This window comes from Rhizobium sp. AB2/73, from assembly GCF_020871915.1.
GTDB lineage: Bacteria > Pseudomonadota > Alphaproteobacteria > Rhizobiales > Rhizobiaceae > Rhizobium > Rhizobium dioscoreae.
The window spans coordinates 102,183-125,057 of sequence record NZ_CP067073.1 but is presented as its reverse complement, the minus strand read 5'-3'; the positions used below and the strand labels follow the sequence as shown (position 1 = coordinate 125,057).

General features: G+C 60.5%; 19 protein-coding genes and 1 pseudogene. 13 read left to right on the top strand and 7 right to left on the bottom strand.

Going from position 1 to position 22,875, the window contains the following annotated elements:
• Complete coding sequence (xdhC, locus tag I8E17_RS26475) at positions 1-852, top strand: xanthine dehydrogenase accessory protein XdhC (protein ID WP_069614086.1); 852 nt, start codon at positions 1-3, stop codon at positions 850-852.
• Here the strand turns inward: xdhC and I8E17_RS26470 are convergent.
• The 3 genes from I8E17_RS26470 to I8E17_RS26460 form a co-directional block, all read right to left on the bottom strand.
• Positions 842-1,282 carry a PIN domain-containing protein gene (locus I8E17_RS26470; RefSeq protein WP_069614085.1) on the bottom strand — a complete coding sequence of 147 codons (441 nt, stop codon included), beginning with the start codon at positions 1,280-1,282 and terminating at the stop codon, positions 842-844. The two genes, xdhC and I8E17_RS26470, sit on opposite strands and share 11 nt — an antisense overlap.
• A 2-nt stretch (positions 1,283-1,284) precedes the next feature.
• Positions 1,285-1,536: a type II toxin-antitoxin system Phd/YefM family antitoxin gene (locus I8E17_RS26465; protein WP_069614084.1), complete on the bottom strand. Its 252-nt coding sequence runs from the start codon at positions 1,534-1,536 to the stop codon at positions 1,285-1,287.
• Between the two features lie 81 nt (positions 1,537-1,617).
• Positions 1,618-2,556: a LysR family transcriptional regulator gene (locus tag I8E17_RS26460; protein WP_069614083.1), complete on the bottom strand. Its 939-nt coding sequence runs from the start codon at positions 2,554-2,556 to the stop codon at positions 1,618-1,620.
• Between the two features lie 155 nt (positions 2,557-2,711).
• Here I8E17_RS26460 and I8E17_RS26455 point away from each other — a divergent pair, with 155 nt between their 5' ends.
• Positions 2,712-3,950 (top strand): urate hydroxylase PuuD, encoded by a 1,239-nt coding sequence (locus I8E17_RS26455; RefSeq protein ID WP_069614082.1) that lies wholly within the window; start codon positions 2,712-2,714, stop codon positions 3,948-3,950.
• Positions 3,947-5,290 carry a guanine deaminase gene (gene guaD / locus I8E17_RS26450; RefSeq protein ID WP_069614081.1) on the top strand — a complete coding sequence of 448 codons (1,344 nt, stop codon included), beginning with the start codon at positions 3,947-3,949 and terminating at the stop codon, positions 5,288-5,290. Before I8E17_RS26455 ends, guaD begins: the two co-directional genes overlap by 4 nt.
• Positions 5,291-5,350: 60 nt before the next feature.
• On the opposite strand, the gene bhcR is transcribed toward guaD, so the two are convergent.
• Positions 5,351-6,178 carry an HTH-type transcriptional regulator BhcR gene (gene bhcR, locus I8E17_RS26445; protein ID WP_069614080.1) on the bottom strand — a complete coding sequence of 276 codons (828 nt, stop codon included), beginning with the start codon at positions 6,176-6,178 and terminating at the stop codon, positions 5,351-5,353.
• Positions 6,179-6,372: 194 nt separating this feature from the next.
• Here bhcR and gcl point away from each other — a divergent pair, with 194 nt between their 5' ends.
• From gcl to I8E17_RS26405, 8 genes are all read left to right on the top strand, one after another.
• Positions 6,373-8,157: a glyoxylate carboligase gene (gene gcl, locus I8E17_RS26440; protein ID WP_069614079.1), complete on the top strand. Its 1,785-nt coding sequence runs from the start codon at positions 6,373-6,375 to the stop codon at positions 8,155-8,157.
• Between the two features lie 12 nt (positions 8,158-8,169).
• Positions 8,170-8,985, top strand: coding sequence for a hydroxypyruvate isomerase (gene hyi, locus I8E17_RS26435; protein ID WP_069614078.1), 816 nt, complete (start codon positions 8,170-8,172; stop codon positions 8,983-8,985).
• A gap of 5 nt (positions 8,986-8,990) precedes the next feature.
• The gene (gene glxR, locus I8E17_RS26430; protein WP_069614077.1) at positions 8,991-9,875 is read left to right on the top strand and encodes a 2-hydroxy-3-oxopropionate reductase; all 885 of its coding nucleotides are present in this window, start codon (positions 8,991-8,993) and stop codon (positions 9,873-9,875) included.
• Positions 9,876-9,890: 15 nt separating this feature from the next.
• Positions 9,891-11,159, top strand: coding sequence for a glycerate kinase (locus tag I8E17_RS26425; protein WP_069614076.1), 1,269 nt, complete (start codon positions 9,891-9,893; stop codon positions 11,157-11,159).
• 548 nt (positions 11,160-11,707) lie between these two features.
• The gene (locus I8E17_RS26420; RefSeq protein ID WP_069614075.1) at positions 11,708-12,175 is read left to right on the top strand and encodes a molybdopterin-dependent oxidoreductase; all 468 of its coding nucleotides are present in this window, start codon (positions 11,708-11,710) and stop codon (positions 12,173-12,175) included.
• Positions 12,176-12,187: 12 nt separating this feature from the next.
• Positions 12,188-14,590, top strand: coding sequence for an EAL domain-containing protein (locus I8E17_RS26415; protein WP_069614074.1), 2,403 nt, complete (start codon positions 12,188-12,190; stop codon positions 14,588-14,590).
• 501 nt (positions 14,591-15,091) lie between these two features.
• Positions 15,092-15,847 carry a signal peptidase I gene (gene lepB / locus I8E17_RS26410; RefSeq protein WP_069614073.1) on the top strand — a complete coding sequence of 252 codons (756 nt, stop codon included), beginning with the start codon at positions 15,092-15,094 and terminating at the stop codon, positions 15,845-15,847.
• 200 nt (positions 15,848-16,047) lie between these two features.
• Complete coding sequence (locus I8E17_RS26405; RefSeq protein WP_069614072.1) at positions 16,048-17,676, top strand: MFS transporter; 1,629 nt, start codon at positions 16,048-16,050, stop codon at positions 17,674-17,676.
• Positions 17,677-17,679: 3 nt separating this feature from the next.
• On the opposite strand, the gene I8E17_RS26400 is transcribed toward I8E17_RS26405, so the two are convergent.
• On the bottom strand, positions 17,680-18,489 hold the full coding sequence (locus I8E17_RS26400) for a helix-turn-helix transcriptional regulator (RefSeq protein ID WP_069614071.1): 810 nt from the start codon (positions 18,487-18,489) through the stop codon (positions 17,680-17,682).
• A gap of 94 nt (positions 18,490-18,583) precedes the next feature.
• On the opposite strand from I8E17_RS26400, the gene I8E17_RS26395 reads away from it, so the two are divergent.
• On the top strand, positions 18,584-19,780 hold the full coding sequence (locus I8E17_RS26395) for an MFS transporter (RefSeq protein ID WP_069614070.1): 1,197 nt from the start codon (positions 18,584-18,586) through the stop codon (positions 19,778-19,780).
• Between the two features lie 56 nt (positions 19,781-19,836).
• On the opposite strand, the gene I8E17_RS26390 is transcribed toward I8E17_RS26395, so the two are convergent.
• Complete coding sequence (locus tag I8E17_RS26390) at positions 19,837-20,397, bottom strand: thioredoxin (protein WP_069614069.1); 561 nt, start codon at positions 20,395-20,397, stop codon at positions 19,837-19,839.
• A 396-nt stretch (positions 20,398-20,793) separates the two neighbouring features.
• Between I8E17_RS26390 and I8E17_RS26385 the strand changes: the two are divergent.
• Positions 20,794-21,888: pseudogene (locus I8E17_RS26385) on the top strand (hypothetical protein).
• A gap of 66 nt (positions 21,889-21,954) precedes the next feature.
• Here I8E17_RS26385 and I8E17_RS26380 read toward each other — a convergent pair.
• Complete coding sequence (locus I8E17_RS26380) at positions 21,955-22,875, bottom strand: DMT family transporter (protein ID WP_069614068.1); 921 nt, start codon at positions 22,873-22,875, stop codon at positions 21,955-21,957.

Below are 22,875 nucleotides of genomic sequence, written 5' to 3'. Positions count from 1 at the left end.
ATGCCTGCCGCCCGTGAAGATATCCGGGATTTCCTACGCCGTGAACCGGCATCGATTCTCGTTGAGGTGACGGGGGTCGCAGGTTCCGCGCCGCGCGACGCGGATGCCTGGATGCTGGTATCGGAGCGGGCAATCTTTGCGACGATCGGCGGCGGAACACTGGAATATATGGCCATCGACCAGGCACGACGGGCACTGCGCTCCGGCCTTGCGGCGGAGCCGATGAACGTACCGCTCGGCCCGGAGATCGGCCAATGCTGCGGCGGTCGGGTGGGCCTCGCCTTCACCGCCCTCAGTCCAGCGCTTGCGAATGATCTCATAGCTCGGAGCGACCGCGAGATGGCCACACGCCCACATGTCTATGTTTTCGGCGCCGGCCATGTCGGCGATGCGCTTGCCATGGCGCTTTCGCTGGCGCCGTTACGCGTGGTGCTTGTCGACACGCGAGAAGAAGAGCTTGTCGCCAGCACCGTGCCGGGGGTTGAGACCTGTCTCACGGCCATGCCTGAGGCTGTCGTGCGCGATGCGCCGGCCGGCAGCAGCTTCGTCATTCTCACCCATGATCACGCGCTCGATTTCCTGATTGCCGCCGAGGCGCTCAAACGTAACGATGCCGCCTATGTCGGCATGATTGGCTCCAAGACGAAACGCGCCACCTTCCGCAACTGGCTGTCGCGCGAAACCGGGCACGCTGAGCTTTTCGATCGCCTCGTCTGCCCAATCGGCGGAACGGCGGTGAAAGACAAGCGTCCCACGGTCATCGCCACGCTTGCCGCCGCCGAGATCATGACAGCGGCGCTAACTTGGACGGCCGCTGCACAGCTGGCCGCGACAAAACCTGTTATCGGATAACGGGCAACTGCTTGAAGGGATTGGCGAACGGAACGCCGAGCTGCGCGAAATGCCGCGTATTGGCGGTCAAAACCGTGAGGCCGTGTGCAGCGGCGGTCGCGGCGATGGCAATGTCCTCCAAGCCGGGGTCGTGAGCACGCGCCCGGTCAAGCATCAGGCCAGCATGCCCCGCCTCCTCAACTCCGAAGGGCAGGATACGGTCGGCATAGAAATGTTCGACCGCGGCGAGCCAGCGGCGCAGGTGCTCCGCCTTCGTGGTCGCCTCGATCCTGACCGCGCGGGCGATGCTTGCCTCGATCTCGGCGATGGTGATGGCCGAAAGATAAAGCCGGTCATTATTGGCACGCAGCCAGGCCGCGAATGCATCAACGCCGACTTGGCGTTTGGTTGATACATCGCCCGATACGATATTGGTGTCCAGAAGATACAAGATCAGAAGCCGTTTCCATGCAACGAACGCGCGGGCTTTCGCGATCGCTCTGGAATATCGGCGGGCTCGCCGGGAAAGGCGAGAAGCAGATCGGCGAAGTCAGGTACTCTGGAGACGCGTTGCCATTCCTCGAAGGAAACCAGCACTGCTTCCTTCCGGCCATGGCGGGTAATAACGGTCGGCTCACCGGCCACCGCTTGATCGACCACGGCCGAAAGCCTCGCCTTCGCATCCTTGAGCTGGATTTCTTTCATGCCGTTTCTCCATATGACCACCAATAGTCATATATGATCTCGCTAGCCTGATTCAAGCGCAGATCAATCTGCACCTTCGGATCACGAGGCCGCAGCGGCTGGTTCGTCCTCGAGCAGCTTGCCGATGAGCCGCTGACAGCGCTCCGCCATGAAATCGATCATCAGGCGGACCTTCGGATCCTGGAAACGCTTGTGAGGATAGATGGCGGCGAGCTGAACCGGAGCCGGCGGACTTTCCTTCAGGATCTCCACCAATCGCCCTTCCCTCAGATAGGCTTTAACCTCGAACAGCGGTTTGTTGATGATGCCGCGGTCTTCCAGCGCCCATTGGGTCAGCACATCGCCATCATCGCTGTCATAAGGGCCTGCGACCTCGAATTTGCGGGTACCTTCCGCCGTCATCAGCGTCCAGTAATATTCCTTCGATCCGGGATAGCGCAACAAGAGACAGTCATGCTTGTCGGTGATCAACGCATCCGCGCTCGCCGGCACGCCACGACTTGCAAGATAGGTCGGCGATGCGCACAGCACGCGCTCGCAATTGAGGATACCGCGCATGCGCAGGTTGGAATCCTCCAAGACGCCAAGCTTGAAGGCGACGTCGACGCCTTCGGCCAGGATGTCGACATTGTGGTCCGACAGGCGCAAGCGTACTTCGATATCCGGATATTGGTCGTGAAACTCCGGAATGCCCGAGGCGATCAGCCTTCGGCCGATGCCGAGCGGCGCGGTGATCCTCAGCGATCCCTTCGGATTTCGCGAAAGATCGGCGATCGCCGCTTCCGCCTCATTGACCGCCTCGATGATCTTCACCGCTTTTTCGTAGAAAACGCGGCCATGTTCGGTCGGCGAGAGCTTACGCGTGGTGCGGTTGAAGAGGCGCACGCCAAGATGACGCTCGAGTTCCTTGATGCGATTGCTCGCCACCGCAGGCGTGACGCGCTGGTCGCGGCCTGCCGCCGAGAGGGTACCGAGTTCGACCACGCGAACGAAGACGCGGACATTATCAAGATAGGACATGGCTCTTTCTACCACATTGGCGCGCGGAACAAACCAGGGTTCATCTTATAGATTTTTTTGAAAGTGTTGGCGGATTCACCGGGATTTTCGAGAAAATCACCCGATGGCAAACAGTCCCGTGAAGATCAGGCCCCTGAAGGCCGGGAGGAGTTCCCATGTATGAATATGCCATCGCTTGGGACTGGCTGACATTCGCCGTCCGCTGGCTGCACGTCATCACCGCCATCGCCTGGATTGGCTCGTCATTCTATTTCGTGGCACTCGACCTCGGTCTCAAAAAGCATCCGGCGCTGCCGCCGGGAGCCTATGGCGAGGAATGGCAGGTCCACGGCGGCGGCTTCTACCATATCCAGAAGTATCTGGTGGCGCCGGCCAACATGCCAGACCACCTCGTCTGGTTCAAATGGGAAAGCTACGTCACCTGGCTGTCGGGCTTCGGCATGCTCTGTCTCGTCTATTACGCCGGCGCCGATCTCTACATGATCGACCCGGCCGTACTTGACGTCTCCAAGCCGGTGGCGATCGCCATTTCGCTCTGCTCGATCGCCGGTGGATGGCTCCTGTACGACCTGATCTGCAAGTCGCCCTTCGGCAACGATAATACCCGGCTGATGGTGGCGCTCTATTTCATCCTGGTGGCGGTGGCTTGGGGCTATACGCATCTGTTCACCGGCCGCGCCGCCTTCCTGCATCTCGGCGCCTTCACGGCGACGATCATGTCGGCCAATGTCTTCTTCATCATCATCCCGAACCAGAAGATCGTAGTCGCCGACCTGCTTGCCGGGCGGACGCCAGATGCGAAATACGGCAGGATCGCCAAGCAGCGGTCGACGCACAACAACTATCTGACGCTGCCGGTGCTGTTCCTGATGCTGTCGAACCACTATCCGCTGGCTTTCGGCACGCAGTTCAACTGGATCATCGCCTCGCTCGTCTTCCTGATGGGCGTCACCATCCGCCACTGGTTCAATACCCGGCACGCCAATGCCGGCAACCCGACCTGGACCTGGCTGATCACCGTCATCCTGTTCATTATTATCATGTGGCTCTCCACGGTACCGAAGATCCTGACCGGCGAACCCACAACGAAGGTCTCCGCCATCCAGCAGCCCTTCATCATGGCGCGGGATTTCCCAAAGGTTCGCGATACCGTGATGGGTCGCTGCTCCATGTGCCATGCGAAGGAGCCGAGCTGGGAGGGCATCGTGGCTCCGCCGAAGGGGGTGATGTTCGAGACCGATCGCGATATCGCCGCCCATGCGCGCGAGATCTACCTGCAGGCTGGCCGTAGCCACGCCATGCCGCCCGCCAACGCCTCTCACATAACCGACGAGGAGCGCCGCCTGCTCGTCTCCTGGTATGAAAGTGCCATCAATGGGGAGAAGACCCAATGAACGAAGTCCTGATCCGTGGTCGCGTGCTGACCTTCCTTGCCGAGCCGCAAGGCATAGATGACACCGCCTCCTATCGCTATATCGACGACGGCGCCGTCTTCGTCCGCGACGGCAAGATCGTGGAAATCGGCACCTATGGCGATGTGAGAAAGCTGGCTGACGCCGGCATCAGGATTGCGGACCATCGCCCGAACCTCGTCCTGCCGGGCTTCATCGACACGCACCTGCATTTCCCGCAGACGCAGGCGATCGCGTCTTATGGCGCGCAGCTGCTCGAATGGCTGAATACCTATATTTTCGTCGAGGAACAGAAGTTTGCTCGCGCCGCCCATGCGGCTGAGGTCGCGGACCGCTTCATGGACGAACTCCTGTCGAACGGCACGACGACGGCGGTTGCCTATTGCTCGGTGCATCCGGAAAGCGTCGATGCCTATTTCGCGGCCGCGGAAGCGCGCGGCATGTGCATGATCGGCGGCAAGGTGATGATGGACCGCAACGCGCCGGACGCTCTGCGCGATACGCCTCAGCGCGGCTATGACGAGACAAAGCGGCTGATTGCGAAGTGGCACGGCCGCGGACGCGCCCTTTATGCCATCAGCCCACGCTTTGCGATTACCTCGACGCCCGCGCAGATGGAAATGAGCAAGGCGCTCGTCGCCGAACACCCGGACTGCTACGTCCAGACGCATCTCTCGGAAAATCGCGACGAGATCGCCTTTGCCACCTCTCTCTATCCGGAGGCCAAGGACTATACGGATATCTATGCTCGCTACGGTCTGCTTAATGATCGGATGTTGCTCGGCCATTGCATCCATATGAGCGAGCGGGAGGTCGCGGTTCTCGCCGAAACCGGCGCGGTGGGTGTCTTCTGCCCGACCTCGAACCTCTTTCTCGGCTCGGGGCTCTTCAACGCTGCGGCGTTCGACAGGCTTGGCGCGCGCTGGTCGGTCGCAACCGACGTCGGCGCCGGGACCAGCTTCTCCATGCTGGAAACGATGGATGAAGCCTACAAGGTGCTGCATCTGCAGGGGCAGCGGCTGACGCCGTTCAACTCCTTCTATCGCATGACGCGCGGCAATGCCGTGGCGCTCGGTCTCGAAAAGCAGATCGGCTCGCTGCAGGCGGGCGCGGACGCCGATATCGTCGTGCTCGATTCCAGCGCCAAGTCGGCCATGGAATTCCGCATGCGCACGACAACCTCATTGGCGGAGGAGCTCTTTATCCTTCAGACCATGGGTGATGACCGTTGCGTTGCCGAAGTCTATGTCGCCGGCAAGGCGACGAAGACCAAGGGTAAGAAGGCAGATACGACGCTACGCGAACAACTGCAGCTCGCCTGACCAAGTAAATGTGGCGGGCCGGCAACGCCGTCGTCTCGGGAGAGACGGCGGTGAAGACGTTCAGGTCCGCTTCGAGCGTCCACCCATCGCCTTCGTCAATTCTTCCGCCGCGGCCCGCACGACAGGGCCGAGCGCAGCAACCCTTTCATCCGGCAACCGCACAGCCGGGCCTGAAATCGAAATTCCGGCGATAGCCTCGCCATATTCATCGAAGATCGGCGCCGCCACGCATCGCATGCCGAGCGTATGTTCCTCATCGTCGATCGACCAGCCGCGAGAGCGGATCTCGTCCATATCCGCGAGCAGCATAGGCAGAGTGTCGCGGGTCTTGTCGGTGAAATGCTGGAGCGAACGCGCCCCGAGCAAGGCCTTGATCTGGCTATCCGCCCAGGTGGAAAGGATCGCCTTGCCGATACCCGATGCATGGATCGGCCCGCGGCGGCCAGGGCGGAAGAAGGCGCGCATCGGCGCGTGGCTTTCCGCTTGCGAGATGAAGACGACGTCGCCATCCTCCTCGATGGCGATATTGGCGGTCTCGCCGGAAGCCTCCATCAACTGCTTGAGGAAAGGTCGGCTGATCGTGCCGAGCTTGCGGAAGCGTAAGTAGGCGGTTCCGATCTCGAAGGCTTTCACCCCGATCGTCCAGGCGCCGGTCTCGGCGTCATGCGCCACCATGCCGTGCTGAGCAAGAGACGTCAGTAGCCGGTGGACGGTGGAAGGCGCCATGGCCGACCGGTCAGCGAGATCGGTCAAAACCGCGCCGTCGGCTTGCGCCACCAACTCCAAGAGTTTCAGACTGCGATCGAGCACCTGGACGGATGAAGCCGCCGCGTTCCCTGCCGGTTTCCGGCCCGGCCTGCCCCTCGTCTTTTCCCGATTTTCCGCCATGACGCTCACTCCAGACCAAACGCATGCCGCGCAATTCGACGCGACCCGCTTGGCCTTCATGACATATCCGCTTCGCCGCGATTGTTCCAGATTCGTTGAAGGTATTTATTTCCATATGATGGGATTAATTTCCATTTTTAGATTGCGCTTGTTCACCCATGCGGTACCTTCGATCCAGAAACGGAGGAAATCTCATGGCGAAGATGCGCGCAGTCGATGCCGCGGTGCTGGTTCTGGAAAAGGAAGGCGTCAATTGCGCCTTCGGCGTTCCCGGCGCTGCGATCAACCCCTTCTATTCCGCAATGAAGGCACATGGTTCTATCCGCCATGTACTTGCCCGCCATGTCGAGGGCGCAAGCCATATGGCCGAGGGCTACACCCGCGCTCGCGCCGGCAATATCGGTGTGTGCATCGGAACGTCCGGACCTGCCGGCACCGACATGATCACCGGTCTTTATTCCGCTTCCGCGGATTCGATCCCGATCCTCTGCATTACCGGCCAGGCGCCGCGCGCCCGTCTGGACAAGGAGGATTTCCAGGCCGTGGATATCGCCAAGATCGCAGCACCCGTCACCAAATGGGCCGTGACCGTCATGGAGCCAGCGCTCGTTCCTTACGTCTTCCAGAAGGCGTTCCACACGATGCGTTCGGGTCGCCCCGGCCCTGTGCTCATCGATCTGCCTGTTGACGTCCAGCTCGCCGAGATCGAGTTCGATATCGACACCTATGCGCCGCTTGCCCCCTACAAGCCCTCGGCGACGCGGGCACAGGCGGAAAAGGCGCTCGCCATGCTGAACGCGGCCGAGCGGCCGCTGATCGTCGCGGGCGGCGGCATCATCAATGCCGATGCTTCCGACCTGCTCGTCGAATTCGCCGAAATCACAGGCGTCCCGGTCATTCCGACGCTGATGGGCTGGGGCACGATCCCGGACGATCATCCGCTGATGGCCGGCATGTGCGGGCTGCAGACGTCGCATCGCTACGGCAATGCGACGCTGCTTGCCTCCGATTTCGTCTTCGGCATCGGCAATCGCTGGGCAAACCGCCATACAGGCAATGTTTCGACCTATACGGAAGGGCGAACCTTCGTTCATGTCGATATCGAGCCGACTCAGATCGGCCGTGTCTTTGCTCCTGATTTCGGCATCGTCTCGGACGCGGGTGCCGCCCTGAAGCTCCTCCTCGACGTCGCGACCGAATGGAAGACCGAAGGCAAACTGCGCGACTGGTCGGCCTGGGCCGAGGAGTGCCGCGAGCGCAAGCGGACCATGCTGCGCAAGACGCATTTCGACCAGACGCCGCTGAAGCCACAGCGTGTCTACGAGGAGATGAACAAGGCTTTCGATCGCGATACCTGCTATGTCTCGACCATCGGGCTTAGCCAGATCGCCGGCGCGCAGTTCCTGCACGTCTACAAGCCGCGTAACTGGATCAATTGCGGCCAGGCCGGCCCGCTCGGCTGGACGCTGCCGGCGGCACTTGGCGTGCGCGCCGCTGATCCGGATCGCCCGATCGTCGCACTGTCGGGCGACTACGACTTCCAGTTCCTCATCGAGGAGCTGGCCGTCGGCGCGCAGCACAAGCTCCCTTACCTGCATGTCGTCGTGAACAATTCCTATCTTGGCCTCATCCGCCAGGCCCAGCGCGGCTTCAACATGGATTTCGAGGTCAGCCTCGCCTTCGAGAACATCAATGCCACTGATAATGCGGAACGGGGCTATGGCGTCGACCATGTCGCCGTTGCCGAAGGGCTTGGCTGCAAGGCGATCCGCGTGCGCAGCCCGAACGAGTTCCAGGAGGCGTTCACGACAGCAAAGCAGCTGATGGCGGAGCATCAGGTTCCCGTCGTCATTGAGTTCATTCTGGAGCGCGTCACCAACATCGCCATGGGCGCCGACATCAATGCGGTCGTCGAGTTCGAGGAGCTTGCCGAGCGCGGCGAGGATGCGCCGACGGCGATCCTCGCGCTGCTGGACTGAAGGAGGAACACAATGCCGAAATTTGCGGCCAATCTCACCATGCTCTTCACCGAGGCGCCGTTTCTCGATCGCTTCGCACTGGCCGCCAAGGCGGGCTTCGAGGGCGTCGAATACCTGTTTCCTTACGATTTTGCCAAGGAAGCGCTGCGCGCCGAACTCGATCGCCATGGCCTGACCCAGGTGCTGCACAATCTGCCCGCCGGCAACTGGGCCGGCGGCGAACGCGGCATCGCGATCCTGCCCGATCGTATCGACGAGTTCCGCCGCGGCGTTGCCTCGGCGATCGATTATGCGACGACGCTCGGCTGCAGCCAGATCAATTGCCTCGCAGGCATTACACCAGCTGGCGTGCCCGATGAGGTCCTGCGAACCACCTTCATCGTCAACCTCAAATATGCAGCGGAAGAGCTCGGCAAGCAGGGGATCCGCCTGCTGATCGAGCCGATCAACCGGTTCGACATTCCCGGCTTCTATCTCAACACGCCGGACCAGGCAGCCTCGATCATCGCCGAGGTCGGCAGCGACAACCTGTTCATTCAGTACGACCTCTATCACCAGCAGCGCACCGAGGGCGAGCTGATCGGCACCTTTAGGAAGCATCAGGCACGGATTGCCCATGTGCAGCTTGCCGACAATCCGGGTCGCAACGAACCGGGCACCGGCGAGATCGCCTACCCCTTTGTCTTCGAAGCGCTTGATGCGCTCGGCTATGACGGCTGGATCGGCTGCGAATACAAGCCGCGCACCACGACCGCGGCGGGGCTCGGCTGGTTTGCCGCAGCAGGCCGCCACGCCGAAAGCGCAGCCATTCTCAATATCAGGAGCTAATAACCATGGCACATATCGGATTTATCGGCCTCGGCATCATGGGCACTCCCATGGCGCGTCATCTGCAAAATGCCGGCCACATCGTCGTCACATCAAAGTTTGCCATTCCGCCGCGCCAGGAGCTGCTCGACAACGGCCTGCAATTCGTCGAAACGCCGAAGGAGCTTGCCGAAACCGTCGACACAATCATCCTGATGCTGCCGGATACACCTGAAGTGAAGGACGTGCTCTTCGGCGAGAACGGCGTCGCCTACGGCTTGTCCAAGGGCAAACTCGTCATCGACATGAGCTCGATCTCACCGATCGAGACCAAGGAATTCGCCAGGAAGATTCGCGAGAGCGGCGCCGAATATATCGACGCGCCGGTTTCCGGTGGCGAAGTCGGCGCCAAGAACGCCTCGCTTTCCATCATGGCCGGCGGTTCCGAAGCCAGTTTCGAGCGGGCGCTGCCGCTCTTCCAGCTGATGGGCAAGAACATCACCCTCGTTGGCGATTGCGGCGATGGCCAGGTTACCAAGGTCGCCAACCAGATCATCGTCGCATTGACGATCGAGGCCGTGTCCGAGGCGCTTGTCTTCGCCTCCAAGGCCGGCGCCGATCCGGCTCGCGTGCGCTCGGCCCTGATGGGCGGTTTTGCCTCCTCGCGCATCCTCGAAGTGCATGGCGAACGCATGATCAAGCGCACTTTCGAACCCGGATTCCGCATCTCGCTGCATCAGAAGGATTTGAACCTCGCCCTGCAGGGTGCCAAGGCGCTCGGCGTCTCGCTGCCGAACACCGCGGCTACGCAGGAGCTTTTCAACCAATGCGCCGCCAACGGCGATAGCGGGCTCGATCATTCCGGTCTCGTCAAGGCGCTGGAGCGCATGGCGAACCATCCCGTCGCGTAACATGTGAGAGACCCGATGCCTGATATCGCCGATCCCCGCGCCTTTCTGGAAGAGCTGTTCTATGCGGCGGTCGCGGCCGCCGATCCGGATAAGGCGCTGGTTCCCCATCTGCCTGAAAAGCCGAAGGGTCGGACGGTGGTGGTCGGTGCCGGCAAGGGGGCGGCACAGATGGCGCGTGCCTTCGAGCGTCTCTGGGATGCTCCGCTTTCCGGCGTTGTGGTCACGCGTTACGGCTATGCCGTGCCATGTGAGCGCATCGAGGTTCTCGAGGCCGCGCATCCGGTACCGGACGAAAATGGCCTGCACGCATCAGATCGGTTGATGGCAGCGGTAAACGGTCTCACGGAAGACGATCTGGTCGTCGCCCTCATCTGCGGCGGCGGCTCGGCACTGTTGCCCGCGCCGGCCGGCGATCTCACGCTTGCCGACGAGATCGCCGTCAATCGGGCCCTGCTTGCCTCCGGCGCGCCGATCGGCGCCATGAATGCCGTGCGCAAGCAGGTCTCGCGCATCAAGGGAGGCAGGCTGGCGGCCCTTGCTCATCCGGCAAGGGTCATCTCCCTCGTCGTTTCCGATATCCCAGGCGACAACCCAGCGCTGGTCGCCTCCGGCCCGACCATCGCCGACGAGACGACCCGTACAGATGCACTTGCGATCATAGAACATTACGGTCTCGACTTGCCCGACGCGGTGATGCGTCATCTCGAAGAGGGCACGGATGAAGCGCCGCTGCCTTCAGATCCTCGTTTCGCTCGCAACGAAGTGAAGCTCGTTGCTTCGGCGGCCATCGCGCTGGATGCTGCCGCCGATGTCGCCCGCAAGGCCGGCGTCGAGACCATCGTGCTGTCCGATGCCATCGAGGGCGAGGCATCGGAGGTCGGTCGCCAACATGCGGCGATTGTAGCCAAGATCCTGCAGCGAGGTCTGGCGTCGCAAGACCCCATGCTTCTCCTGTCTGGCGGGGAAACCACGGTCACGATCAAGGGCAAGGGCAAAGGTGGCCGCAACAGCGAGTTCCTCCTGTCCTTCGCCTGCGCCATTTCCGGCCAGAAGGGCATCTCAGCGCTCGCCGCCGACACGGACGGCATCGACGGCTCGGAAGACAATGCCGGCGCCTTCGCCGACGGCACCACCGTTGCCCGGCTTGCCGATCGAAAGAGGGATGCGGCCGACTTCCTTCAGCGCAACGACAGCTGGTCGGCCTTCGCCGCTATCGACGACCTCTTTGTAAGCGGCCCGACCGGCACGAACGTCAACGACTTCCGCGCGATCCTGCTGCAATAGATCATCGCCGCCGCCAATCGAGCGACTCGGAGTTACGCAGCCTGTGGCGTGACGCATTCTGTATTGAGCGGCGCAGTTGGAAAGCGTATAAGTTCAACAAAAAGCTGAACTATTTTTCTTGCCGGCAACGCCAACCGTTGCGGGCAAGCCGGGGACCGTATCTATCATGAATTTGTTGCACTTGCTCACTATCGAGGAGTAGCAAGGAGAAGTGCTGTCGGGCCAGTCACTTTTGGTCTGGTCACCGCACGTCTTCGGGATGATTGATGGGGAGATGAAATCGCAACGCCCTTAAAGCCGCCGAAGCCGCCGAGAAAATCGATATCGGCATCCGTCGACTTCATAGCAAAAGTGCAGATCAGTGGCACGTAACCCGGATCTTACCGAGCTGAAAATAGATCAGCGAGTTCCGACAAATGCTACGCTAAATCTTGAGCTGTTAAGTTTGTTTCCATTGCCCTGTGGAACTTAACCGATCTTTAACAGCCAGTTGTGCAGGCTGGAGATAGAACGGGCAAGGCCCATACCCCGAAAGCATCGGACCCTAAATGCGTCTTCTCGCCTCAGTTATTCTTGCAGTCCTTGCTGTGTTCGCCGCGCCCGCCCTAGCGCAGGACGTGCCGTCGGTGACGGTTACCGGTTCCTCGGGCTCGGTGACCTTCGATCGCAATCAGCTTGAGGCGATGGGCCTCGTGTCGATCAAGACTTCGACGCCCTGGAATGAAGGTGTCGTCAACTTCGAAGGCGTGCCAATGGCGCTGTTGCTTGAAAAGGCCAAGGCCCAAGGTTCGACGGCCACCGTCATTGCCCTCAATGATTATAGCGTCGATATCCCGACCAGCGATTTCACCAAGTTCGGTACGATCCTTGCCGTCAAGCGCAATGGCGCATATATGCCTATCGACGATCAGGGCCCGTTCTTCGTGATGTATCCATTCGACAGCAACCCCATCCTGCAGGGACAGCCGTATCACGGTCGTGCCGTCTGGCAGGTCAAGGCAATCTCCGTGAAATAGCCCCGGGGCCGCATGCGCTACCTCCGCACAGCGCTGATCATTGTGATCCTGGGTTTCATCACCTCGGCGATCTATATTTCCGCCTTGGTCTTCCAGCGCCAGACCGCACTGCAAGATGTCGGCCTGGGCAACATCACCTGGACGATAGCCCAAGCCCCGAGTGAGTTCACCAGGCTCGAACAGCGCGTCAGCGCCATGGGCATGAACGATGGCCAGGTCGATGCCCACGAAGTCAGGCTGCGCTTCGATATCGTCGTCAATCGCCTCAAGACCCTGCGATCCAACGGGGTCGAGAAGTTCGTACAATCCAACCCTCATATCGGCGAAACCCTCGACGACCTCGAAGAGGCGCTCAACCAGACCCGCCCACTGCTTAGTCAGCTTTCGGTACCCGGCACGCCGGCACGGATCCTTGCGATCCTGGAGCCGATCTATCCGAAGCTGGCGCGGCTCTCCAGCGATAGCAACATGTGGTATTCGGCGCGCATTGCCGAAGACCGGCGCGGCCTCCTCGGGCTGCAATTGGCCCTGACATGGGTCACCGTCGGCATGCTCATAGGCGGTTGCCTGCTGATTCTGCTGCTGCTCATCCACAATGGCCTTCTGGGCCGGGCGCAGAAGATCCTGCAGGCCAAGGAGCAGACCTTGGCGATCCAGAATGCCCGGTTCGATGCGGCAATGGAGGCCATGTCGCTGGGTCTCTGCCTGCTCGACGACCAATATCGCGTCGTCGTTCACAATCCCCGTTTCCTGGCCCTGTTCGGTCTGGACGAAGTCCGGGCAAAGCTGGGCACACCCTTGGCTGATCTCATCGCGCCCGAATTGCTGCCTCCTGGATTATCAACCAGCGGGCCGCCCAGCATCGCTGGCGATAAGGCGCGTGTCCGGAACGACATCGCCGTGCTCAGCGACCATATTCATCATCTCGCGAATGGCATGGTGCTGGCCGTATCGCACGAGCCGACGGCCGAAGGCGGCTGGGTCTGCACTTTCGAGGATGTCAGCGAGCGTCATCGCGCGCAGGATCGTGTGGTGCACATGGCCCATCACGACGCGCTGACCGATATGCCCAATCGGCTGCTGTTCTGGGAAAGCGTCAGTCACGCACTGCGCGGATTGGCGGCCGGCGGCCAATTATTCACCATACTCTATCTCGATCTCGACCGCTTCAAGGAAGTCAACGACACGCTGGGCCACCCCGTAGGCGACGTGTTGCTACGCAAGGTCGCCAGACGGCTGCGCAACACCGCGTCACAACATGACATCGTGGCTCGATTGGGCGGTGACGAATTTGCCGTGCTGCATTGGTGTCTGGATTCCACACTCGACAGCGCCCGCGATCTGTCGGAGCGCCTCATTGCCAGCATCAGCCGGCCTTATCGTGTCGATGGTAATGAGATCGTTGTCAGCACCTGCATCGGCATCGCGGTCGCACCGCGCACCGGCGGTGACACCGGCCAACTGATGAAGAACGCCGACCTAGCGCTATACCAGGCGAAGGCCGATGGTAAGGGCGTCTATCGCATCTTCTCCCCGCAGATGGAGGAGGATCTCCAGAACCGGCGCAATCTGGAGGCGGATATGCGTCATGGCATCAAGCTTGGGCAATTCGAGATTCACTATCAGCCGCAGATTTCGCACAAGACCCGCAAGATCGTCGCCAGCGAAGCACTGGTGCGCTGGCGCCATCCCGAGCGCGGGCTGATCCCGCCGACCGAATTCATCCCGCTGGCGGAGGAAACCGGCTTCATCGATACGCTCGGCAAATGGGTGCTGCAACGGGCATGCGAGGACGCCCTGAACTGGCCCGAGGACGTGCGCGTTTCGGTCAACCTCTCTCCGGTTCAGTTCCGTCAGACGGATCTGGTCGATATGGTCAAGAGTGTGCTGGAATTTACGGAATTCGATGCACGGCGGCTGGAGCTGGAAATCACCGAATCGGTGCTCTTGCGGGACAATGCGGCGAACATCGAGGTACTGAACCGGCTGCGTTCGCTCGGCTTGACCATCGCGCTTGATGATTTCGGCACCGGCTATTCTTCCTTGAACTATCTGCAGCGCTTCCCCTTCGATAAATTGAAAATCGATCGCAGTTTCGTGCGCGACCTGGAGAACCGGCCCGACAGCTTTGCCATCGTCCAGTCCATCGCTACGCTCGGTCGCAATCTCAAGATGCTGACCACGGCGGAGGGCGTCGAGACGCAGACCCAACTCGACATGGTCATCAAGGCCGGTTGCTCGGAGAGTCAGGGCTTTTACTTCAGCCCGCCTGTCCCGGAAGCCGAATTCCGCGCCATGATCGACCGGAAGAACAGCGATACCGGCGGAACATCAAACGGTCGAAGCCCCAAACCTGGCAGAGACAAAAGTCCTGAGAAGACCGCAGAGGCTGATTCCGCGGACGGGCAGTATTAGTCCATCCCGACTGCACGGCACTGACCCAATGAGTGAATGACAAGTTCTCGCGCAAAGCGACCTGCCGTTCAAAGCTGATGCCAATATTGAGGGGTGCGTCCGACGACAAAGGATGGGGGCAGTCGTCGGACGCTGCACTGTACGGCCCAAGGGTGGCATTCAGGCCGGCAATTAGAATATTAGCATCTACCGTAGATTTAAGTGAGCTACCCAATTGGATTGGAAGGCGGGTAGCAGCAATTCCTTTGTGTTGATCGTGCAGCATCGATAGATCGCAGGTTTGGCAAGTCCAGCGGCGCCTTCACCGCCTTCGAATGGATTGTCATTTTCGAAATTGCGCTGATAAGCGCGCGACATCATTTTGCCCTTGCCTTTGCCGCCACACGCTCAATCTTGACGCTTCATGATCGGTTCGTGACTTGCGAGGATAATGTGAGTTTCTCTTTTCGCGCTAGTGTGCTGTTAGCAGGATTGTCGGCTCTCCTCGTCGCGGGAAAGGCTATGGCGGCCGACGATGCGCGCGAGCAGGAGTTCATGCGATTTATCGAGCCAGCCTATCCGCTTCTTCTTGCGAAGGCGGGTCTGTGGAAATCAAATCCGGCCGAGATGCGGGAGCTGGCGGACAAGGCAGCCAGGGCGCTATCGGCCGTGGCTCCAGTTGATTGCGACGCTGCCGGTTTCCAGCGCGATTTCTGCGGCATGTCGATGCGAACGATGCCTGCATCTTCCATGGCGCCGAGCATCCAGGAAAAAGAAGTCTTGATGATGAAGCCCTATAAAGACACCGCGCCCAAGCGCGGCGACATCATCGTCTTTTCCAGCAAGTACTACGCCTCTCTGGACAAGCCAGTCTTGTACGTCAAGCGGCTGATCGGCCTTCCTGGTGAAAAAGTGGAATTGCACGATGGTACGGTTTTCGTCGACGGCAAGGCCTTTTCGGTGGCGCCGACGGATCGCACGATGACGGATCTCTTCGGCAATACGGCTAGAATTCTTGAGGAGACGACGCCGGAAGGACGGCGCTACAGGACCTCAATGACGGATCAAGCGGTCGCCGGCCAGGACGAAGCAGGTCCATTCGAAGTGCCCGCGGGTCATTATTTCGTGCTGGGCGACAACAGGCACAATTCCGTCGACAGTCGCTTTCCAGATCAATTCGGCGAAAACGGATTCGTTTCTGCCAAGGATGTTTCCGGTAAGGCAGCGATCATCTTGGTTTCTCCCGACCCCGATCGAATTGGCACGTTGGTCGAGTGAAAACCGTTCTTTGCAGCTTTGCCGTCCGAGGCTTTACTCATGCAATTGCTGAATTCCGCCTTTATTGGCGAGAATATTATTCCAAAATCGTTTCGGAAATTAGCAAATCACTATAGGCTCGATTTCGACTCGGCTGCGCTTACGCTTTGAGCGAGCCCGCTGCGCCGCCGGGCAAGATAATCCTGCGAAGAAAAGCCGACATGCCCAATAGACCCTCTCCGCTCATCGCGTTCCAATCGAAGACTTTCCGCTCTCTCTGGTCGGCAACGCTCATCTCCAATCTCGGCGGATTGGTCGAAGGCGTCGGTGCCGCGTGGCTGATGACCAGCCTCGCGACATCACATGGCATGGTGGCGCTCGTTCAGTCCTCCACCACCCTGCCCGTCATGATCTTCTCGCTTGCGGCCGGAGCGCTGGCTGACAATTACGACCGCAGGCGGATCATGCTGATTGCACAGACGCTGATGCTCTCGGTCTCGGCGACGCTGGCGATCCTGTCCTACAGCAATGCGCTAACCCCTTGGCTTTTGCTTTGCTTCACCTTCCTGATTGGCTGCGGCGGCGCGCTTCACAATCCATCATGGCAGGCATCGATGGGCGATGTCGTGCCACGTGAGCACCTGCCGGGTGCGGTCGCGCTCAACAGCATGAGCTACAACCTCATGCGCAGCATCGGACCCGCCATCGGCGGCGTCATCGTCGCGGCCGCCGGTGCGGCCTTTGCGTTCCTCTTCAATGTCTTCTGTTACTTCGCGCTCATCATCACCCTATGGCGCTGGAAGACCGCGCCCGCCCGCAACACGCTGCCGCGCGAGCCGTTCGGCAGCGCGATGTCGGCAGGCTTTCGCTACGTGCTGATGTCGCCGAACCTTCTCAAGGTCATGTGCCGCAGTTTCGTCTTCGGCTTGACGGCGATCGTCATCCTGGCACTCCTGCCCCTCGTGGCACGCGACCATGTCCACGGCACGGCGATCACCTACGGCATCATGCTCGGCTTCTTCGGCTTTGGCGCCATCTGCGGCGCGATGCTGATCGGCCGAATCCGCGATATCCTGAGCAATGAATGGGTGATCCGCGGCGCCTTCTTCACATTGGCGGTGAGCTGTTTCCTGCTTGCGCTAAGCAACCAGGTATGGCTGAGCTGCCTTATTCTCATGCCGGCTGGCGTCGCCTGGGTGCAGGCCTTCTCGCTCTTCAATGTCACCGTTCAGCTTTCCACGCCACGCTGGGTGGTCGGCCGCGCGCTGTCGCTCTATCAGACCGCGACCTTTGGCGGTATGGCGGTTGGAAGCTGGCTGTGGGGTGCACTGGCCGACACCCACGGTGTCACGGGCGCGCTTTTCATCGCAGGCGTCGGCCTGGCAATAGGTGGCCTGCTTGGCCTGCTGCTGCGCCAGCCGGATTTCGAATCGCTTAATCTCGATCCGACGAACACCTTCAGCGAACCACAATTGCAGCTCGACCTGCGTTCCAGAAGCGGCCCCATCCTGGTCATGGTGGACTACGACATCGATCAGGAGGATGTGGCGGAATTTCTAGCCGTCATGGCCCAGCGTCGCCGGATGAGAATCCGCGACGGGGCAAAACAATGGTCGCTGTTGCGCGATCTGGAAAAGCCGAACACCTGGACGGAAAGCTACCATCTGCCGACCTGGATCGATTATGTTCGCCACAGCCAGCGCCAGACGCATGCCGATGTCGAGGTCGCCGAACGCCTGGACAGATTGCATCGCGGCGACCGCCCGCCCGTCATCCACCACATGATTGAACGGCAGACGGTGCCCAGGCACGACGACATGCCATTGAAGCCCTATCTCGACGCGACATGATGGTCATGCCTGGGGACTCGCAACGGCGGAGCCGCTTCCAGCGTGCTGGCGCGCCATTTCGCGTGGCGAACAACCGAAGGCGCGCTTGAACATGGTCGTGAAGGCGGCCGGGTTCTTATAGCCAAGGTCAATCGCGATCGTCGTCACCGGCACGCCGGCGACAAGCCGCGGAAGCGCGGCATGCAGACAGGCCTGCTCGCGCCATTTGACGAAGCTCAGCCCCGTCTCCAGGCGAAACATGCGAGTAAACGCGCGGCGGCTCATGCGCATGTGGCTGGCCCATAGATCGATCGTATCATGCGTTGCCGGCCGCCTGAGGAAATCCTGGCATTTCTGAGCCAGCGTCCTGTTGCGCGGGATCGGTAGGGACAAGGGCAACGGCCTTAATCTTGCCAGTTCGTGCAGAAGCAATGCCATCAAGGCGCCGGCCCGATCATTGACGTCGTAATCGACCGGAATATCGACGGCTTCGGCGATGAGCGTGCGCAGCAGGGGCGAGATTTCGACCACCTGACAGTGATCCGGCATCGTCTTGATCGCTTCCGGCTCAATGTAAAGACTGCGCATGCTGACCTTTCCGAGCATGCGAACGCTATGGATCACGCCCGGAGGGATCCACATCCCACGCTCCGGCGGCATGACGAGCGTGCCGTCAGGCGTTGTCACCACCACGACGCCGGAAAAGCCGTAGAGTAGTTGGGCGCGGCGATGCTGGTGCGGTTCGACGCGGTGGCCGTCGCCATACTCATTGCCGAGGGCGATGAGTGGCCGGTCGACATCGATGAATGGGTCTATGCGGCTGTTCCTGACCATTCTGGCCCAGTCTCGTAAGAATTACGCCCTGTCGCGGTAGCGGGCAATTTTGTTTTCTAATATCAGCGCGACGAAACATTGAAAAGTGACGGTCATGAGCCAGGTGATGAATCCGCCCCGCGCGGCTACGACGATATATCCGGTCATTATGGTGGCGAGCCTTGGCCACTTCATCAACGACGTCACCCAGGCATTGCTGCCGGCAAGCTATCCGGTGCTCAAGACCGGCTTTGACCTGAGCTTCGCCCAGCTGGGCGTGCTGACATTCGTCTACCAGATCACGGCCTCGATCCTGCAACCCTTCGTCGGCTGGTACACGGATGGACGGCCCCAGCCCTATTCATTGCCGTTCGGCATGATCTGCAGCTGCGCCGGCATGATCACGCTCGGCATGGCGCCCAATTACCCAACGCTACTCATGGGCGCGATACTGCTCGGCTTCGGCTCCTCTATCTTCCATCCGGAAGCCTCCCGCATCGCCCGACTGGCATCAGGCGGAAAACATGGCTTCGCCCAGTCCCTGTTCCAGGTCGGCGGCAATTTCGGCACCTCACTCGGCCCGCTGCTCGCAGCCTTCTTCATCCTTCCGCATGGCCAGCATGGAATGGCCGCGCTTGCCAGCCTGGCTTTTGCCGGCATTCTTATTCTCGCTGGCCTCGGCCGCTGGTATCAGCTGAATGGCGGCCATCTGCGCGCGCCGGCGAAATCCGGCAAGCCCCATAAGGCGCTGAGCCTGTCGCGCGCCCGCGTCGGTCTTGCCATTGCCGTCCTGATCGCACTGATCTTCTCGAAGTATTTCTATCTGGCGAGTTTCACCAGCTACTACAATTTCTATCTCATGGCTCGGTTCGGCGTGACGGAACGGACGGCTCAGCTCTGCCAGTTCGTGTTCTTCGCCGCGGTCGCCGTCGGCACGATGGTCGGCGGCCCCGTGGGCGACCGGATCGGCCGCAAGAAGGTCATCTGGGGTTCGATCCTCGGCATCCTGCCCTTCACCGTCGTTCTGCCCCATGCCAATCTCGAAACGACGATCATTCTCAGCGCTATCATCGGCACGGTCATTGCGTCGGCCTTTTCCGCGATCGTCGTCTATGCGCAGGAATTGCTGCCAGGTCGCGTCGGCATGGTGTCCGGCCTGTTCTTCGGCTTCGCCTTCGGCATGGGCGGCATCGGCGCGGCCGCGCTTGGCGTCCTTGCCGACCACACCAGCATCGAGTTCGTATTCGAGCTTTGCGCCTTCCTGCCGCTGATCGGACTTTTGACGATCCTGCTGCCGAACGTCGAAGACTAAGGGCCCTCTGGAGCGAGGGCCCATGGAGGAACATCGGCGCCTTGCCCTTTTGGCTTTCACGAGGCGGAGATTCTCTTCACCCAGGCTTCGACGTCATCGCCGCTGCTCATGTCGGTCTGCACCAGTCCGTCGATCATGAAGGTCGGGGAAACGTGAATGCCGTTCTGCCGGGCATATTTGCAGTGCCACTTGATCTCCCGATCAAGATCCGGGATGGCAAAAGCCTCCTTCAACTTGATACCGCTGTGGCGCTCCAGCCGCTCGATCAGTTCATTCGGCGTCACATCCATATTCGGCCCGCCCGCATGATGGGCGAATTCAAACTCCTCGCGGTGCGCCCCGATCGCGGCCATCACCCTCCTTGCGGTTTCCCTGCCGCCGGCAAGCGTCGAGGCAGCAAGGATGCAGCGCACCAGAACACCCGAAAACATATGCCAGGGCTGCGATTGCAGGCGGATCCTGATGGTGATCCTGTCCTCGCCCGCCTGCGCCAGCAAGACATCGAGCTTGTTGAAGGCCCTGACGGAAAATGGGCAGGTCGGTTCCAGGAAAACCTCGAATATACGAGGTCCGTGACCCCAACTTAGCGGCTCTGCATGCCAGGCGGCATTGGTCATATTGATATCCTTCCTCGGTCTGGAAAATCCATATGGATGCGGAAGCTAAAGCATGACGCGCAAAATGCGCAGCGGTTTTGTGACCCCGACATGCGCGAGATCAGAAGTCTTAAGGGCGAGAAACGAATCTGAGAGATCGCGATGCGCTCCCGACGGACTCGTCCGCATCGGTGAAGGTTTGCGGTACAAAAAGGTCACACTCAGACAGGTTTACTCTAGCATCACCATGAATTCGTCGAATGGCCTACAACCGGGTATTGAGCTGACAGGTAGAGTGTCTATTTCTTCGCGCCGCAGCTGTGGGCGCAAAGTGGGACTCCGAGGATTATGCGAGGCCTCCGCTTCGCTTCCTGCTTTGCGGATGCCTACACAATCACCCGGAGTTTCAGGCAGACAATGACATTCCCGACGATCAAACTTCCAGAAAGAGCCCTGAGGCTTGCCCAGAACCTTATTTCAATGCCGAAAGCCGTCTATTTCTCCCTGCCGATCCTGATCGGCCTGACGGTTTTCATGGCTGTTTCCGAAGTGCCGGGCATATTGAGGGATTGGACGATCAGCCAAAATCCCGTCAAGCTGGCTAACGGCGATATCCGCGATGGGAAATGCTCGACCCGGAAGGGCTTCTTCACGACCTGCGAGGCGCATCTCAACTACGTCTACGATGGCCAGGCCTATGACAAGGATGTCGAGATCATGTTCGTCGATATCCATGTCGGTGACTATGACACGGACCTGGTCATCTCCGGCGACCATCCGGACCTGGCGACCCTCAGCCTCGGGCTGGATATGCTGTGGAACCGGATCATAACGCTTGCCGTGTTCGTCGCCCTTCTTGGGGGCGCCTGCATCGCCATGATCTTCCAGATCCTGCGTGTCTGGCGTGTTCGCGGACAATTGCGCCGGGCTGCTCAGCTCGAGCCGGTCCCTGTGGAAATCACAGCCTTCCAGCGGCGAGGCAAGCGGCTGACGGTGACCTATACCGACAAGATCGCCGGCAGAAAAACCGGACGCGTGGCCCATACGAACCTCGAGCCAGGACAGGAACCCCTGGTCGTCGGTGCAAAGGACGGCAAGGCCGTGGCGCTCGCCGTCTAGCATGGAAATACGGCTCTCCCAGCACTTTTGGACAGCCGACTGGAGCGGATCGACATGCCGGCGGAGGAACGCGCCGGTATTCTCGCGCCCCTGACAGCGGAACTTGGCGGTCATCCGCCGCAGCTCGTGGCTCAAGGGAAGAAAGGGCCGTCCGTCATGGCGCGGCTTGCCAGGGTTTTCCTGGTCATACTTCTCTTCATCGCCGGCATTTTCGGCTACTGGCTCTGGTATGTGACCAGTGCCAGTTCGCAGTTCACCTCGCCCGCCATGGATCTCAACAATATGATGCCGGCGCCACTCAACCGCTGGGGCTGCGATCAGCTAAAGAAGCGCTTCGGTGATCAACGCGCGCCCTTTGGCTGTACCGCCTCGGACTATACGAGCTGGAAGTGAGGTTCGACCGGCAGAGATGGACGCGGCCTCCAGCGACTCCGCGTCCACTTGCCATGCCTTAGACCGTTACTCGACGATCTCCGCGACAAGTGGCGATGAGCCGCGCAACGGCCGGCGGAAAAGCCCGACGCAGGCGACACCCACCAGAGCGGCGCCGCCGCCGATGACGTGATAGGCGCGCACCGGCTCGCCGAGCATCACGATGGCGCCGAGCGCGGTGAAGACCGGCAAGAGGTTCATGAAAGCCGCGCAACGATTGGGTCCGAGAATGTGGACGCCGCGCACCCACAGGAACGGAAGAACGACGGAGGCAAGGCCCCCGGCATAGGCAATCAGTGGCAAGGTCTCGGCATTCAGCGAACGCAAGGGCGCAGGCGTTGCAAGGAACGCCGGAAACATGATGACCAGAGCGCAGATCGCCTGCATATAGGTCGATTGCCAGCCAGCGACTGGGAGGCTCCAGCGCTTGAGCAGAACGCCATACACGGCATAGCTCAACGCCGCGATCAACATCAGCGGATCACCGAGATGCACGCCATCGCGAGCAAGCGCCGTCGGATCACCGTCACTCACCAGATAGATAAGCCCGGCAAGCGACAGAACGCCGCCGCCGACCATGCCGACGGTCGGCGTATCCTTCAGCACAAAGGCGCTCAAGGCCACCGTAAGCAGTGGCGTCAAGGCCGTGAACACCGCCATGTTTGTCGCCGTGGTCGTTTCCGCCGCCAGATAGGACAGGCTCTGGAAGAAGCACATGGCAAGGAAGCCGAGAATGGCGAATTGCCCAAGATGCGGCCAGATGACGAAGCGGTTTCGCCAGGCGGGGATGGCGACGAAGGTGCTCATCAAGCAGACGGCGAGAAGCAGCCGATAGAAGGTGATTGCCTCAGGCCCGATCGTGTGCGCCGACAGCCGGGAGACAATGACGTTTCCGGACCAGAGGACGATGGCGACGAGGGGATAGAGAAATGCGAGGTTGTTTTTCAT

Bases quoted from the DNA above. Each gene is read 5' to 3' on its own strand.
- I8E17_RS26425 (WP_069614076.1), top strand. From the start codon at position 9,891: ATGCCTGATATCGCCGATCCCCGCGCCTTTCTGGAAGAGCTGTTCTAT.
- I8E17_RS26420 (WP_069614075.1), top strand. From the start codon at position 11,708: ATGCGTCTTCTCGCCTCAGTTATTCTTGCAGTCCTTGCTGTGTTCGCC.
- lepB (WP_069614073.1), top strand. From the start codon at position 15,092: ATGGCGGCCGACGATGCGCGCGAGCAGGAGTTCATGCGATTTATCGAG.
- gcl (WP_069614079.1), top strand. From the start codon at position 6,373: ATGGCGAAGATGCGCGCAGTCGATGCCGCGGTGCTGGTTCTGGAAAAG.
- xdhC (WP_069614086.1), top strand. From the start codon at position 1: ATGCCTGCCGCCCGTGAAGATATCCGGGATTTCCTACGCCGTGAACCG.
- I8E17_RS26380 (WP_069614068.1), bottom strand. From the start codon at position 22,875: ATGAAAAACAACCTCGCATTTCTCTATCCCCTCGTCGCCATCGTCCTC.
- hyi (WP_069614078.1), top strand. From the start codon at position 8,170: ATGCCGAAATTTGCGGCCAATCTCACCATGCTCTTCACCGAGGCGCCG.
- bhcR (WP_069614080.1), bottom strand. From the start codon at position 6,178: ATGGCGGAAAATCGGGAAAAGACGAGGGGCAGGCCGGGCCGGAAACCG.
- I8E17_RS26390 (WP_069614069.1), bottom strand. From the start codon at position 20,397: ATGACCAATGCCGCCTGGCATGCAGAGCCGCTAAGTTGGGGTCACGGA.
- I8E17_RS26405 (WP_069614072.1), top strand. From the start codon at position 16,048: ATGCCCAATAGACCCTCTCCGCTCATCGCGTTCCAATCGAAGACTTTC.
- guaD (WP_069614081.1), top strand. From the start codon at position 3,947: ATGAACGAAGTCCTGATCCGTGGTCGCGTGCTGACCTTCCTTGCCGAG.
- I8E17_RS26400 (WP_069614071.1), bottom strand. From the start codon at position 18,489: ATGGTCAGGAACAGCCGCATAGACCCATTCATCGATGTCGACCGGCCA.
- I8E17_RS26395 (WP_069614070.1), top strand. From the start codon at position 18,584: ATGAGCCAGGTGATGAATCCGCCCCGCGCGGCTACGACGATATATCCG.
- I8E17_RS26465 (WP_069614084.1), bottom strand. From the start codon at position 1,536: ATGAAAGAAATCCAGCTCAAGGATGCGAAGGCGAGGCTTTCGGCCGTG.
- I8E17_RS26455 (WP_069614082.1), top strand. From the start codon at position 2,712: ATGTATGAATATGCCATCGCTTGGGACTGGCTGACATTCGCCGTCCGC.
- I8E17_RS26460 (WP_069614083.1), bottom strand. From the start codon at position 2,556: ATGTCCTATCTTGATAATGTCCGCGTCTTCGTTCGCGTGGTCGAACTC.
- I8E17_RS26415 (WP_069614074.1), top strand. From the start codon at position 12,188: ATGCGCTACCTCCGCACAGCGCTGATCATTGTGATCCTGGGTTTCATC.
- glxR (WP_069614077.1), top strand. From the start codon at position 8,991: ATGGCACATATCGGATTTATCGGCCTCGGCATCATGGGCACTCCCATG.